Source organism: Alteromonas macleodii ATCC 27126, assembly GCF_000172635.2.
GTDB lineage: Bacteria > Pseudomonadota > Gammaproteobacteria > Enterobacterales > Alteromonadaceae > Alteromonas > Alteromonas macleodii.
This window is the reverse complement of sequence record NC_018632.1, coordinates 47,253-61,391: the sequence shown is the minus strand read 5'-3', so window position 1 is coordinate 61,391 and position 14,139 is coordinate 47,253. Positions and strand designations below refer to the sequence as shown.

Below are 14,139 nucleotides of genomic sequence, written 5' to 3'. Positions count from 1 at the left end.
ATCGCCACGCGAACGCGGCGTATTTCTATTTAATCAAAAAATGGTGACCTTATTTCAGTCATGTCAATCAAACGAGTGGGTCGACGCAGCATTTGACCGCCATCACGAGAAATCGGCACCCATGGGAATAATCCGCGACCTTTGGTAGGTTCTAACAAGAACAGATCTGTAGGTATGGAAATGTAGAAGCCTTTGGTGAAGCTTCCCTCGCCGTATTCTTCTGACGATACATCAGTGAATGCCGCATATGCACCAACAATGATACCGCTATCGAAACGCTTCGCATAATCGATATTCACGCCTTTATCTTTGGCTAAGAATTGTCCAGCACTTACGGTAATTTGCGTGTCGTCTAAGAATTCTGGCTGCCAATAGACACTGGCGTGTCCAGTGACCGCTGTGTAGTCTTCCAGACCTGTTTGACTGTAAGGATCGCGCTGTTTTACGTAAGCGATATCAAGTCCGTAAGCTAGATTACTATCAACGGGACGATACAGTATTTCACCGCCTACACCAGCAAACATGGTTTCTAGATAACCCGCGTACGCTTGAGCATAGAGGTCTTCTGCAATGGTGTCTTTGTAATGTAAGAATGTTGTATCTAGCCATACATCGTTTGCTGACACATATTCACGAACTCGAGTACGCACGCGAGGTAGCGACACTTCTTCGTTATCTACCAAGTAGTTAAACTTGTCGAAGTTATCTAGAAGCGTAACCCTGGCACTGCTCATGATTGCAAAGTTTTCGTTAAAAGCATAACCGCCGTTTAGCAATAATCCGGTTTGATACAGATAGAAATCTTCTGGGTTACCGAATGATTGAGTAAAGAAGAAATCTGCGCTGTAGTAGAAGCCAGATGTATTGGCAGGATCATAGGCGTCGAGCACTTCTTTTGAGGGTGATGTTCTGACGTAGGTTTCAGTGATATCTGCGTCAACAGATTCGTAACGCGCTGCAGCAATAAAGGCCTCGGCATCCACCTGCGTGTCTACTAAAGGAAGACCTGCGCGATTGTCTACTACATGATAGGTTTTTACGGAATCTGGAAGCTCTGAGGCCGCCACGCGACCAATTCGCTCAATGGCTTCATCCTGGTCACGATAGGCAACCTGTGTACCGTAAAACGTAGCGCTGTCCTCTTTAATTTCAGCATCAGACAGTACAAAGCCCCCCGACCGGTAAAGGTCATTGTAAAGACGGGATTTATCAACATCTTTCACGTCTTGTGGCACCTTTCTACCCATCAGGTTCTTAGGTGGTTCATCGAACTTTATTTGCGAAGCCGTATTCATATTAAAGCGATACGTAACGCCGAAGCCAACAGTATTACCTCGTTGATAGTTCAACGTGAAATCGAAGTCTTTATAACGATACACTGCACCAACATTCCAGCGAGAATCTTGCTCTAGCTGTCCAGCTCTGTCACGAGAATAGTCATTCCCTTCGAACTCAAGCTTTAGCGTTAGCGGCTCCCATGGTGTTTGGTATTCCACACCACCGAAAAATGCGGTTGTTCCTTTAAAAAACTGGTCGTAGTCTACCTTACCACCGCGGCCAGAGAAGCCCCCTGGGCGTTCACAGAAGCTGTCTTTAAGCTCGCAAAACGGGTTGCTGATGTCATCGGCTGTACCAAGATATCCCCAGCCTAAGCCAAGGTGAAAGTCGAATGGACCGATAGACTTACTGGCGTTGACGTATTCACTTTCAAAAAAGCCTGTTCCACCAAAGTCTCTGAAGCCGACACTGATATCTGGCAAATAGTAGCTTTCTTTCCATAATCTGAATTTAACGTCTAAGCCTTTATCTTTCAGCGTTTGATCACCACTGAATGATTCAACTTGACTGTAAAGTCTTGTGCGCACGTCAGTATACCGGGCAGTTGCTTCCATCCAATCATAAAGCTGAATGTTAACTGACCAGAAGCGATATTCGCCGTTGTCGGTATAGTTAATGGCCATTCCACCTTCGTCTCGCATACGAGCCGTTGGTGTTTGAATAAGACCATTTCCGCCCTGCACCATCTGCGAGGGAGTAACGCGAACTTGAGTATCAGCAAAAGCGGTAGAAGAAAGCGCGCTGCCAATTACAAGCGCGAGTGTTTTTTCTTAGAAAGTAGTGGCGCACTCATTGAGGTAAAACCCTATGTACTGCTAAAGCGGCTACGCGCTCATTTAATTGCTTAAGTTTATTGCTAAAGAGTTCTGATGAGATAGGAACATAGACTTGGCTGCCCGGCATAAGCTGCCCAAAATCTAAATTCCAATAAGCAATACCCTTTTCTTCAATATTTCCCATTGGATCAATTACGTAGACATGACTTCTGTCGGCATCAACCGCTTTTTTCACCGTGTGAACAGCCGTATAAACCGACGTATCGCTTTGATGCTTGTACGCACCAGGCTTTACAACAGCGCCAGAGAAATGCACAACGTCAGGTCTTCCATTTAGTCGAATCCAGTATTTACCTGGCTGAAACATAGGGTTGTCTTCAAAAAACAACCTTGCTCGATTGTAGGAAATTGGCATGTCTATGCGTGTAGACACCGTCCATGAGCTTACCTGATCATAGAGATTTTGAAGGGCTTTATGTGTTTCAGAATCGGCATCAAATTGATTGAGCAGTCCGCTAATTTGAGATAGCGCTATCTCTTTCTCTTCTTCAGCTTTAGGGTTAGCTAAATCAAAAGCTGAAGCTGAAGGCCAGTACCAATCACCATTATCAGCAACAATGGACAGTACGCTTGATAGTCGTATCGGCCTGTCGAACTGATAGGTTTGCTTGTTTATCATGACACTAACAAGGTTATCATTTGCATATAACTTGGTAGATGCAGTAAGGCCTAGGGCAATAAAAAGCGTATAGATATACTTCATTATTGCGTTGCTCCTTGTGTCTTCATCTCACGTACTACTCGGCTTAAATAAACCATATCGTAAACGTCTCCTTCAGGGCTGAACTGCTGCTTTGAGGCCAGAAGTTCTTTCGAGTATTTGTGCAAGAAATACGTGTTTTCCCACGACAACCCTACGTCGATAAATGGCGTGTACTCAGAAAATTCTACGGTTTCGATAACCTTAATTACCGGAACAGAAAAACCTAAATATTCGCGAGTTTCTTCCCCTTCTATTCGCCAAGAAGAGTCAACCGGCACACCGTAACCGATGGAAGCAATATCAACTTTGCGTTTCCAATTGAATGGCAGAACATTGTTGGTGGCAAGCGGGTTGTGCTGAAGATTTCCCGTGTAGTATAGGTCGTGATCCAAACCTTCAGTTTTAACGATAATACCGTGGTGCATGGTGAAGATGACTTTATCACCAGATACCCACCGGTACTTTTCACCATCGATATACGCAAGGGCAAGCGAGGCTGCATCTCTTCCGCCCGCTTTAATTTGCATAAGATCAGCTTTACTAGCAGCAATCTCTTCAACGGTATAACTAACTGTTCTATCTTTTAGCGCGAGCTTCAGCGTGTTGTAATACGCTAGTGACGTGGTGGAACATCCGGAAAGAAAAAGGCAAACAACACCCGAAAGGGCAAATAAAGTGTGTAGTTTCATTAAAATGCGCCGACAAAAACTAAAAACAAATGAACTTTGCTATAAAAATAAAAAAAGCCGCTAAAAAAAGCGGCTTTTTCGAATACTCTTAAATTTACTGTACGGTCGGTGCGTAAGTAAATGTAACAGGTACGGTGATGGTTTTTGTTACAGAACCAGAGGTAGTTACAGTAACAGTTTCGGTTGTACCTACGCACACACCATCAACGATTTGGTCGTCACCTTCACAAGTAGGTTGACCTGGAGTAGTGCCGCCATTTCCTGGTGCATCAGCAGAGTTGTTGTTTACAACACCCGCAACGATACCCGCAACAACAACACCAGACGCGATCATACCGCCGCTTACGCCGCCGATGCCAGTAGTACCACTACCACCTTCACCGTCTTGTGCGTTAACGCCTGCAACCATAGTTGCAGCTGCAAATAATGCAATGATTGACTTCTTCATAACAGTCCTTTAATAAAATAACCCACTAAATCCTATGCTAAATCATTTTCAACCATTTGACTAGATTATAATCGACAAATGACTTAGATTTCTTATCTTAACAAGCCTCGCTGTGCGAATGAAACAGTTTCTTTATCACCAACCACAAAATGATCTAAAACTGGCACATCGATCGACGCCATTGCGCTTTTGATCTCTGCGGTTAATCTTATATCCGCATGACTAGGCTCAGCAACGCCTGAAGGATGATTATGAACCAAAATGATCGCGGCTGCATTATCGATCATTACTTGTTTGATCAATTCTCTTGGATAGACCGCTGCACTGTTTATCGTACCGTTAAACATAGTGCGAAAAGCAATAAGCTGATGTTGGCTATCAAGCATTAAAAGCGCGAACTTCTCACGTTCACAGTCTCTTAGCTTTGCCTGTAGATAACGTTTAGTATCATCTACATTATTAAAAACGTCCTGACGCTTCAGCTTTATTTCCAAATTGCGTTTAAATATTTCAAAGCCCGCCTGAAACTGCGCATACTTGCACGGTCCAACTCCCGTTATTTTGGCAAACCGTTCTTTCGTTGCTGTTACCACACCCCGTAAGCAGCCTAGCTCGTTGAGAAGTTCATGTGCAACAGACACAGCGCTTTTTCCTTTCACACCTTTTCCCAGCAAGACAGCGATGAGTTCAGCATCACTTAAGCTTTCAGCCCCGTGCTGCAATAATTTTTCTCTTGGCCTTTCATTCTTTGGCCATACTTTTATCGACATTCATCTAGCCCGACTATTCTATAAAAGGTTGTTTATAGATGAATGGTGACAAAGAAACGACTGTATAAAAGGCGGGTTTATTATTGATTTTTGACACCTGTAGGCACTGTTTACATGCCACTGTCGAAACAAGACCTACTTTCGTTCAGCTATCCGATTTTTTGTCACCATGGTAGGCTAACGCTAATTTCGAGATTTTGTGTTCTTCTATGTCTATTGCTAATAAAAATATTTTGCTAGGTGTTACTGGCGGGATTGCCGCTTATAAAGCACCTGATCTTGTGCGCAAGCTTACTGCGTTAGGCGCAAACGTGCGTGTGGTTCTAACAGACTCTGCCGCAGAGTTCGTTAGTTCATTATCACTTCAGGCTGTGTCAGGAAATCCAGTGCATCGCCAGCTGCTTGATCCTGCTGCTGAAGCCGCAATGGGGCATATTGAATTGGCAAAGTGGGCTGATATCCTACTTGTTGCCCCCGCAACCGCAAACACCATTGCTAAGCTTGCTCACGGTATGGCAGATGACTTGCTGACTACACTGTACCTTGCAACAACAGCGAAACTCTTTATTGCTCCTGCCATGAATCAACAAATGTGGAAAGCGGTAGCAACAAAGCGCAACATCGATATTTTAAAAGAGCACGGCGTAACCTTTATTGGCCCGGCAAGTGGTGAACAAGCCTGTGGCGATGTGGGTTCAGGTCGAATGGTTGAGCCTGTTGATATTGCCAATGTAATAAATGACGCAGAGAGAGACGCTTTATCCCTTTCTTCGTCGCTAAAGGCGTTATCGGGAAAGAATATTACGATAACAGCGGGACCAACCAGAGAGCCTTTGGACCCTGTACGATATATTTCAAATCACAGCTCAGGAAAGATGGGGTTTGCCATCGCTCAGGCAGCAGCACTCGCGGGGGCAAATGTAACCTTAGTGGCAGGTCCTGTGTCGCTTGAAACGCCCGAACGCTGTGACCGTATTAATGTCACTACCGCAGATGAAATGCTTAATACTTGTCAAACGCTTAAAGCCTCCACAGATATATTTATTAGTACGGCTGCTGTAGCAGATTACAAGGCCGTGAGCGTTGCCGACAATAAAATTAAGAAAACCGGTGATGAGTTAACACTTACTTTTGTTAAAAACCCTGATATTCTAGCAACCATATCCACCAGCCAAGACAGACCATTTTGTGTGGGCTTTGCGGCCGAAAGCCAAAATGTAGAAGATTATGCGCGTTCGAAGCTAGCCAAAAAGAAGCTAGACATGATTGCGGCTAACGATATTACTGCCGAGGGTCTGGGGTTTAACAGTGATAAAAATGCACTGCACGTAATATGGCAAGATGGTGATAAACGATTACCTGCAACCAGTAAAAGCGAGTTAGCGGGTCAATTACTTGCACTTATTGCAGAGCGCTACGCTTTAAACAATAAAAACTAACAGATGCTTATTAAGTGTCGATAATAAAAACGATAAATATAAACGCTTTGGTGTAAGCCAACTTAACATGGAGCCCGAGTTGCTATAACTCGGTAGCGGAGGAAATACTTTCGTCATGCCTGCTGTCAAAAAAACAAATCGCAGAGCTCAAATTCTGCAAGCACTTGCTGGAATGTTAGAAACCAGCCCAGGTCAACGTATCACTACTGCTAAATTAGCGGAAAAAGTGGGAGTGTCTGAAGCGGCACTTTACCGTCACTTTCCAAGTAAAGCGCGAATGTTTGAAGGGCTTATCGAGTTTATTGAAGAAACACTTTTCACGCGCATCAATAAGATTGTGAATGAAGAGAAAGACTCGCTTACGCGTTGTCAGCTTATTCTTCATCTTATTTTGGGCTTTGCTGAGAAGAACCCGGGTATTACTCGAATATTAAATGGTGATGCGTTAATGGGTGAACAAGACCGGTTGCGCGCGCGCATAGCAAAGCTTTTCGAGCGTTTAGAAACGCAGCTTAAACAAGTGCTAAGAGAGCGCAAGCTACGCGAAGGTAAAACCCTTTCTGCAGATGAAGCGATTATCGCCAACATGATGATTTGCTATACCGATGGCCGTATTAATGGCTTTATCCGCAGTGGATTTACGCGTAAGCCAACTGAGCAGTTCAATGAACAATGGGCTGCTTTCAAGCAAATGTTTGTTTAGAACCCAATTAAGTTACGACTAAGGCGCTTTCAAGCGCCTTTTTTCTTGCTTGTTCCCATCCTATATTGCATTGACACCTTTCAAAATTAATGTGAAAAGTGTGATGAAATCAAATAGCTGCCGAGCTCAGCCCTCAGCGTTCCAACATGCACATAATTCATTATTTCAGTCACTGTCCGTAAGCTACAGGCACAAAAAAAGCAGCATAAAAATGCTGCTTTTTAATGTTTAATAAATATGGACTTACTTGCTAAACGTGTTTCCAAAGAAATCGCCGTCGTTCCACTTAGGCTTGTTCTTTTGGTTTGCTAGTGTCCAACCAATTTGCGCGTTAACCTTGGTGAAAGTCTCTGCCGCATTCCAGTTGAATGGCTGGTTAATGTCGTCGCTAGGCTTATGGTAGTGCGTAGATAAGAACTGACCAAACACCTTGCTGCCATCTACGTTAGGATCTTTAGACTTCAGACCCGGCACCATAAACACTGAAGGCACACCTTGCTTTACAAACGCATAGTGATCTGAGCGAGTGAATAACGCTTGCTCAGGCCATGGGTCAGGGCTTAGTTCAATGTTGGCATTCGCCGCCGCTTTTTCCACTGACTCTTGCAAATCACTGTGGTTCGCGCCAAACGCAATAACGTCTGCAAACTCGTAAGTCAAAATTGGCATATCTAGATTTACGTTCGCCACCATTGAAGTAACCGGTACAGTTGGATTACGAGCAAAATAGTCTGCACCTAGCAGGCCCTTCTCTTCACCCGTTACCGATACGAACAGAATTGAGCGCTTTGGCTTTTCTTCCATTTCGCTAAACAGGCGTGCAGTTTCTAACATCACTGACGTACCAGACGCATTGTCCATGGCGCCATTGTTAATGTTGTCTTTCTTTACGGTCTTGGCAAAACCAATATGGTCAGAGTGAGCAGAGAAAACCACATACTCGTTTTTAAGCTCTGGGTCAGAACCTTCAAGTACACCCACAACATTTGGGCTAGTGATGGTGTCGTGTACGCTCGTCTTACTGATATCAACCACACCGTTTAACGCAAAGCCTTGCGGTACTTTGTCGGCTTCAAGCTGTGCATAAACGTCATCAAGGCTCTTTTCTGCGCCTTCAAATAACTTACGCGCAGCGCCTTCACTCATGTAAGCGCCACCTTTAAGCTGAGAAAAGCTGTTTGCAGGCTGACCACTGTCGTCTAACCATGCCATACGCGGCGTATGGATGTAGTTCAAACGGCTTTGATAAGGGCGTACCTTTTCATTTTTAGGCGTTGTGATAGTGATCATGCCAATAGCGCCATTGTCTACCGCATACTTTTGCTTTTGATAGCCAGACGCAAAGTGAGCGCCCTCTTCTGATGGAAAGTCGCTTGGCTTACCAGCAAGCGCTACAACAACCTTACCTTTTACATCTAAGTCTTTGTAATCGTTGTGAGATAGCTCATCAGCCACAATGCCGTAGCCCACAAAGACCATTTCACCTTTTACATTAGCCTCAGTGCTAAGCAAGCTCGGGCTAGCTAGATATTCTTTCGGGTAGTCAAAATCGACGGTTTCGCCGTTTTGCGTGAAAGTAAACTTGGGAGACTCTTGAACCAGATTCGCTTTGCGAAACGCTACGTTTTGCATGTAGCCGTCTGTACCCGCTGGCTTCAAACCATATTTAGCAAATTCGGTCGCAATATATAGCGCCGCAATTTCATGGCCACGAGAGCCCGTGTCACGACCTTCAAGCAAATCATCTGCTAGGAAAAACAGGTGCGATTTGATTCGCTGTGTATCAGGGTTAAAAGCATTGTCTGTCGATGCGTGGTTATGGGCAGTAGCAGCAAAGGTCATTGCTGTCATTGCACTACCTATAAGGAGTTTTTTTATCATTCTAATTTCACCATATAACTAAGTGTGCATCATGGTAACGCAGTTAATAGGCGGAATACCATTAAACTGCTTACGTTTACCATGTGTTTCCTACCGTTGCTCGCATTTTATGAGCAAGGTAAAATTGCCAGTCGCATGCCGGCTCAGCTTCCGGGTGTTTTTATATTTTTTTAGTGAAGAGCAGCATCTATGTCAAAAGACGACATTCTTTACCGCGTTCAGTTCATCAGCAACGGTGAGCGCTATGAGTTATACGTGAAAAGCCTTATGCAGGGCGCTTTGTTTGGCTTTATCGAGATAGGTGACTTTGTGTGGGATACTCACACAAGTGTTGTTGTAGACCCTAGTCATGAAAGATTGAAAACCGAATTTTCTGAAGTAACAAAAACTTATGTACCGATACACAACATTTTGCGCATTGACGCCGTAAATAAAAAAGGTTCAGCCAAAATTACTAAATTAGAAAATAAATCTGATAAAGTAACTGCTTTCCCTAGTCCAATATATACACCAACGAAAGAGTAACCGCCGGGTCATTCCGGTGAAGGTTGCCGGAGACCCTTATGTATCGCTATGTTTTAGCAGCATTATTATTTATTTGCAGCGTTAGCTCATCTGCAAAGGACCTTAACGATGAAAGCTTGTATCAACTACTTGATGACATTTGGCAATACGAGCTTTCGGTTTCCCCGCTTCTAGCTTCTCGCGAAGGCGATACTTCACTCGCTCACGTATTACCAGACAACTCACCCAAAGCCCTGAAAGCGCAAAATGAACAATGGCGTACTTTTCAAAAGGCCTTAAGTCAGTATAAAAAAGAAGACATCTCTACTGATGCTTATATTGCCTTGCTGATGCAACAATATCGTTTAGCTAACTATGTGGACGAATATACGTATCGCGCGTATTTAGTGCCTATCAATTCAGAATATGGCTTTCACGGTGCAATGGCCTCGCTTCCTAATTTATCCACCTTTAAGCGCGTAGAAGATTATCAGGCCTACATTAGCCGCCTAAATGCGCTTAAGCCTTATTTTGACCAACAAATTGCGTATATGAAACAGGCGCTAAAAGAAGGCTACACGCAGCCTAAAGTCGTGCTGAAAGGGTTTGAGAACTCGGTGGCGTCATACATTGTTGAAAATGCCGAGGACAGTGGCTTTTATTCTCCATTTACCCGCTTTCCAGAGTACTTTACTGCCGAGCAAAAATCAGCGCTAACGGAGCAAGGCAAGGCTGCCATAACCAGCAGCGTATTGCCTGCGTATCAAATGTTCTACGACTTCATGGTAGATGAATACATTCCTAATGCCCGTGAAGATATTGCCGCGAATAACTGGCCTGATGGCGTTGCGTATTACGCCAATAGAGCCAAGCATTACACCACCACGGATATGACGCCTCAGGAAATCCATGATTTAGGGTTGTCTGAAGTAAAACGCATTCGCGCGCAAATGCGGCAAATTGTGGATGAGCTTGGCTTTGATGGCGACATTAACGACTTCATTGCGTTTTTACGCGAAGACCCGCAATTCTATGCCACCAGCGCTGAAGATTTACTAAAAGAGGCGTCGTTCATTGCAAAGAAAATGGACGCAAAGCTTCCTTCGCTCTTTGAGTATCTGCCAAGAACGCCTTACGGTGTAGCGCCTGTACCAGACGCTATCGCGCCCAAATATACAACGGGCCGTTACATTCATCCTAGCCGCGATGATCAGCCAGGATATTACTGGGTAAACACGTATGCCCTCGATAAGCGCCCTTTGTATGCATTGCCTGCACTGACCTTGCACGAAGCAGTGCCTGGCCACCATCTTCAAATATCGTTGGCAGCAGAGCTTGAAGACTTACCTATGGTACGTCGTAACACCTATATTTCAGCGTTTGGTGAAGGCTGGGGTCTGTACTCTGAGTTCTTAGGTATTGAAGCAGGTATTTATGAAACGCCGTACGACAACTTCGGTCGTTTAAGCTACGAAATGTGGCGAGCATGTCGTTTGGTTGTGGATACCGGTATGCACACGATGGGCTGGAGCCGTCAACAAGCGGTTGATTATATGATGGAAAATACCGCGCTTTCAGAGCACAACGTAAATACTGAAATAGACCGCTATATCTCTTGGCCAGCGCAAGCCTTGTCTTACAAGATTGGTGAAATCAAAATTAAAGGCCTTCGCAAGAAAGCAGAAGAAGCGTTAGGAGAGCGTTTTGACGTGCGCAAATTCCACCGTGCCGTGTTAGAAAACGGCTCAGTTCCACTGTTTATCTTGGAGCAAAATATCAACACGTTTATAGAAGAACAAAAGGCACAGTAAACATGATCGTTGCATTTGGTGTTATTGGATTACTTATCCTGTTTTTAATTTACTTTGTGCTGCGAGCGCAGAACTTACAGAAAGAGCTGGCGCTGTTGCGCCACTCAAATAAGCAGACCAGTAATAAGGTTACGTATGCTTACCGCAACCTTGTTCTTGTTACAGATGCGTTGGAAAAAAACCTTACTGCTCGTATTGAAAGTGCCTATAAAAGTCGCCTTATCGACCAAACTCAATACAATGCGCTGCACCCACTTATGCGCAACTTTTCAACTATTGTCATGACCTGTTGTGAAAAAGGAATGTCATTTGAGGAATCGTTAAATAAAGTGCTGCTTAATGAAGAAGTGACGCTTGAGGAAATTCGTGAAGTGGTAAAGGCTCTACCTAGCAACGTTCGCATGGTGTGGGCAAAAAATACCGCAGATGGATTTATTGCTTTTTGCCAAACCGTTACAGCAACAGTAAGCGGCACGACAGCAAAGGCTCAAAAAGAACTATCATCTGAAGAGTAACATTTTACTCTGTGTCTCTCGTTAGCGCTGATGCAGCGCTAACTGTACAACAGGGTCGCCCGCTTTGCTATGTAGTAAGGTCAGCGACCCTAGCCATGTTCCTACACTTTTAAAAGTTTAATCTTTTTACCTTTCCAAACTAATCAGTAAGTTAGCGCTTAAAACAACAAGCCAAAAACCTTTTGTCTTGAAAAGGGTTATTGCTGCACTATAATACTGTATAAAAATACAGTTTATTTTGAGTGCCATGAATAAATCGTTATCCGTGCTTAATAACCACCCGCATATTTGGCGGGCCAGAGATCAGAGACAAAGTGAAACCAAGTTTTCACTGGGTTTTCCGCGTCTGGATAAAGCACTTAACGGTGGCGTTACATCTACAGGTCTTGTCCGTATCTCTTCGTTAACCGGCATGGGTGAACTTTCACTCTTTAAACAGGTTATATGCCAACACCGTACGCATAAGCTGGTGGTATTTATTAACCCTCCCGGGCTACTACAGTCGCCGTGGTTAGAAAACTTGGGGCTTAAAGCGCAACAAGTGCTGGTAGTAAAACCAAGTTCTGAACAAGAGTCTTTGTGGGCAGCAGAGCAATGTTTAAAAAGTACGGCTTGCCATTGCGTAGTGCTGTGGAGTAATGCTGTAAATCAAAAAGAAGCGCGACGCCTGCAGGTAGCGGCAACGCATAATGATGCGCTGTGCTTGCTGTATACTCCACCGCAACAGCAGGCCTCACAGTTAGGTTACCCAAAGGCTAACATGGGGAGCGATTCACAAGCCAACCTGACGAATGAAAGCGACAGTGCATTACCCATTACTTTGGATATCGCGCTAAAGGGTAAACCCCACGCTTTGGCGGTGAACATACGCAAGCAGCGTCATGGGTGGCCCAAAGATAACATTGTTATTTCCCATCGGTGGACCCCCGACAATCACGCCATTAAATGGGCCATGGCACACAACACGCTTTCCGATCAGGCATTACACTCTGTGAGCTAATGATGCTGTGGGCTTATATTTACTGCTATCAACTAACTTTAGACAGCCATATCAAAGCGGCTAGAAGTAAGCGTGCACATAGCCAATTGCCGAAGCACGAAACTAACAACCAGTATTCAGCGTTAGCGTCGAATACTCCCGTTGCAGTGTACTGCAGTAAAACAAACAAAATTACGCAGTGTAATGATATTGCGAAAAAAGAAGGCATTGAAATTGGGCATGGGCTAGCCCAAGCAGCGGCGTTATGCCCTTACGTGCATATTCTGCCTTTCAGTGAAGAAGCCGAAAAGCATATGCTGACGCAGTTAGCCCATCGGCTTTATCCACTGGCTTCTGATATCGTATTAGACAACCACATTCACTCAAATAGTTTCAGCGGTCTGGCAGTAAGGCTAGATAACCTAACTCATTACTATGGCGGTCATAAGCCACTGTGGAAAACTTTAACCCAAGCTCTGGCAGAAGCAGATATTCGTTATCATTTTGCTAGCGCATGGACAATTGAGGCCGCAAAAGTATTAGCGCTTCATAAATTTAATACCCACTTACATACACCCGATGACATAAAAAAAGCGCTAAGTACGTGCCCGCTTTCTATTACGGCTCTATCCCCTAAAGTCATTGACTCGTTGGCAAGGGTGGGCGTTTCCTGCGTACAACAGCTACTGGCCATGCCGGTACAAGAACTGGGTCGGCGCTTTGATAATAACACTATTATGTATCTTACTGCGTTAAGGGGAGAAACCTTTCCACGCGTTACGTTATTTAGGCCTTTGGAGCACTTCGATAACTTTATCTTATTGCCTTTTGATATTGAAAACACGCAGCATCTAACCCCTTTTGTCACCCAACAGTTTGAGCATTTGTCTCACTATTTACGGGCAAGAAACTTATATACATCCAGCATCAGTGTACATATTCATTTCAGAGAAGCACCTGTAATGGATATTAATATACGTTCGGCACTGCCTCAGTCCTCAGTACAAAGTTGGCTGCCCTTGTTTAGTCTTAAAACTGAGAATCTGGTGTTGCCTGAGCCAGCCACAGCCATTGCGCTTACCTGTCAGCAATTTGAAGAAATGGATACGCAGAATGGCGACTTTTTTAGCGACAGATTTAACGATATTGCACAAAAGCAATTAATTGGGCGCTTAAACGCGAAGCTAGGCGATAACAGTACGTTTCAACCTCGCGCTGCCGACAGCCATCAGTTTGAATATATGACAGTGACAGAGTCGAGCACCGGTAACTGTGCCGGTAATTACGCTTATAGCAGTGACATTACGCCCACCTTCACCTTTGATGTACCTAAACCGCTTATTCAGGCTACCCAAATTTGCTTTGGCCCCGTGCGATTACACAGCGAGTGGTGGCATGACAGCCCAACAAAGCGCGATTATTTCATCGCCCAAACTGAGCAATGCGTAAGGCTTTTAGTGTTTAAAGATGAAGAGAGCCGCTGGTGGGTGCAGGGCCTTTTTTGCTAGCGGTATGCGGTTAAA

Annotated in this window: 13 protein-coding genes; 7 read left to right on the top strand and 6 right to left on the bottom strand. The window is 44.4% G+C overall.

Translation table 11 applies throughout. The features are described from left to right. Nucleotides 1-29: 29 nt before the first annotated feature. The 5 genes from MASE_RS00265 to radC all read right to left on the bottom strand — a co-directional run bounded on the left by MASE_RS00265 (nucleotide 30) and on the right by radC (nucleotide 4,784). A complete protein-coding gene (locus MASE_RS00265; RefSeq protein WP_014947756.1) occupies nucleotides 30-2,024 on the bottom strand; it encodes a YjbH domain-containing protein in 1,995 nt (664 codons plus the stop codon). A 103-nt stretch (nucleotides 2,025-2,127) separates the two neighbouring features. After that, nucleotides 2,128-2,877, bottom strand: a complete 750-nt coding sequence (locus MASE_RS00260; protein ID WP_014947755.1) for a capsule biosynthesis GfcC family protein — start codon at nucleotides 2,875-2,877, stop codon at nucleotides 2,128-2,130. Beyond that, nucleotides 2,877-3,566, bottom strand: a complete 690-nt coding sequence (locus MASE_RS00255; protein WP_014947754.1) for a YjbF family lipoprotein — start codon at nucleotides 3,564-3,566, stop codon at nucleotides 2,877-2,879. Before MASE_RS00255 ends, MASE_RS00260 begins: the two co-directional genes overlap by 1 nt. 94 nt (nucleotides 3,567-3,660) lie before the next feature. Continuing rightward, the gene (locus MASE_RS00250; RefSeq protein WP_014947753.1) at nucleotides 3,661-4,014 is read right to left on the bottom strand and encodes a hypothetical protein; all 354 of its coding nucleotides are present in this window, start codon (nucleotides 4,012-4,014) and stop codon (nucleotides 3,661-3,663) included. A gap of 92 nt (nucleotides 4,015-4,106) precedes the next feature. Beyond that, the gene (radC, locus tag MASE_RS00245; RefSeq protein ID WP_014947752.1) at nucleotides 4,107-4,784 is read right to left on the bottom strand and encodes a RadC family protein; all 678 of its coding nucleotides are present in this window, start codon (nucleotides 4,782-4,784) and stop codon (nucleotides 4,107-4,109) included. A 209-nt stretch (nucleotides 4,785-4,993) separates the two neighbouring features. On the opposite strand from radC, the gene coaBC reads away from it, so the two are divergent. Both coaBC and slmA read left to right on the top strand, forming a co-directional pair. After that, on the top strand, nucleotides 4,994-6,223 hold the full coding sequence (gene coaBC, locus MASE_RS00240; protein ID WP_014947751.1) for a bifunctional phosphopantothenoylcysteine decarboxylase/phosphopantothenate--cysteine ligase CoaBC: 1,230 nt from the start codon (nucleotides 4,994-4,996) through the stop codon (nucleotides 6,221-6,223). Nucleotides 6,224-6,338: 115 nt separating this feature from the next. Beyond that, a complete protein-coding gene (gene slmA, locus MASE_RS00235) occupies nucleotides 6,339-6,926 on the top strand; it encodes a nucleoid occlusion factor SlmA (RefSeq protein WP_012516568.1) in 588 nt (195 codons plus the stop codon). 243 nt (nucleotides 6,927-7,169) lie between these two features. Here slmA and MASE_RS00230 read toward each other — a convergent pair whose 3' ends face one another. Further along, complete coding sequence (locus MASE_RS00230) at nucleotides 7,170-8,807, bottom strand: M28 family metallopeptidase (RefSeq protein ID WP_014947750.1); 1,638 nt, start codon at nucleotides 8,805-8,807, stop codon at nucleotides 7,170-7,172. A gap of 189 nt (nucleotides 8,808-8,996) precedes the next feature. On the opposite strand from MASE_RS00230, the gene MASE_RS00225 reads away from it, so the two are divergent. The 5 genes from MASE_RS00225 to MASE_RS00205 all read left to right on the top strand — a co-directional run bounded on the left by MASE_RS00225 (nucleotide 8,997) and on the right by MASE_RS00205 (nucleotide 14,124). Next, nucleotides 8,997-9,332: a DUF1820 family protein gene (locus MASE_RS00225; protein ID WP_014947749.1), complete on the top strand. Its 336-nt coding sequence runs from the start codon at nucleotides 8,997-8,999 to the stop codon at nucleotides 9,330-9,332. 38 nt (nucleotides 9,333-9,370) lie between these two features. Beyond that, on the top strand, nucleotides 9,371-11,122 hold the full coding sequence (locus MASE_RS00220) for a DUF885 domain-containing protein (RefSeq protein ID WP_014947748.1): 1,752 nt from the start codon (nucleotides 9,371-9,373) through the stop codon (nucleotides 11,120-11,122). 2 nt (nucleotides 11,123-11,124) lie between these two features. Continuing rightward, nucleotides 11,125-11,637 (top strand): hypothetical protein, encoded by a 513-nt coding sequence (locus MASE_RS00215; protein ID WP_014947747.1) that lies wholly within the window; start codon nucleotides 11,125-11,127, stop codon nucleotides 11,635-11,637. Between the two features lie 247 nt (nucleotides 11,638-11,884). After that, nucleotides 11,885-12,637, top strand: a complete 753-nt coding sequence (locus tag MASE_RS00210) for a recombinase RecA (protein ID WP_014947746.1) — start codon at nucleotides 11,885-11,887, stop codon at nucleotides 12,635-12,637. After that, on the top strand, nucleotides 12,637-14,124 hold the full coding sequence (locus MASE_RS00205) for a Y-family DNA polymerase (RefSeq protein WP_014947745.1): 1,488 nt from the start codon (nucleotides 12,637-12,639) through the stop codon (nucleotides 14,122-14,124). The genes MASE_RS00210 and MASE_RS00205 overlap by 1 nt, the downstream gene beginning before the upstream one ends. Nucleotides 14,125-14,139 lie beyond the last annotated feature (15 nt).

Coding starts and splice junctions, on each gene's coding strand:
- MASE_RS00265 (WP_014947756.1), bottom strand. CDS start 2,024: ATGGTGCAGGGCGGAAATGGTCTTATTCAAACACCAACGGCTCGTATG.
- MASE_RS00205 (WP_014947745.1), top strand. CDS start 12,637: ATGATGCTGTGGGCTTATATTTACTGCTATCAACTAACTTTAGACAGC.
- MASE_RS00255 (WP_014947754.1), bottom strand. CDS start 3,566: ATGAAACTACACACTTTATTTGCCCTTTCGGGTGTTGTTTGCCTTTTT.
- radC (WP_014947752.1), bottom strand. CDS start 4,784: ATGTCGATAAAAGTATGGCCAAAGAATGAAAGGCCAAGAGAAAAATTA.
- MASE_RS00230 (WP_014947750.1), bottom strand. CDS start 8,807: ATGATAAAAAAACTCCTTATAGGTAGTGCAATGACAGCAATGACCTTT.
- MASE_RS00220 (WP_014947748.1), top strand. CDS start 9,371: ATGTATCGCTATGTTTTAGCAGCATTATTATTTATTTGCAGCGTTAGC.
- coaBC (WP_014947751.1), top strand. CDS start 4,994: ATGTCTATTGCTAATAAAAATATTTTGCTAGGTGTTACTGGCGGGATT.
- MASE_RS00215 (WP_014947747.1), top strand. CDS start 11,125: ATGATCGTTGCATTTGGTGTTATTGGATTACTTATCCTGTTTTTAATT.
- slmA (WP_012516568.1), top strand. CDS start 6,339: ATGCCTGCTGTCAAAAAAACAAATCGCAGAGCTCAAATTCTGCAAGCA.
- MASE_RS00225 (WP_014947749.1), top strand. CDS start 8,997: ATGTCAAAAGACGACATTCTTTACCGCGTTCAGTTCATCAGCAACGGT.
- MASE_RS00260 (WP_014947755.1), bottom strand. CDS start 2,877: ATGAAGTATATCTATACGCTTTTTATTGCCCTAGGCCTTACTGCATCT.
- MASE_RS00210 (WP_014947746.1), top strand. CDS start 11,885: ATGAATAAATCGTTATCCGTGCTTAATAACCACCCGCATATTTGGCGG.
- MASE_RS00250 (WP_014947753.1), bottom strand. CDS start 4,014: ATGAAGAAGTCAATCATTGCATTATTTGCAGCTGCAACTATGGTTGCA.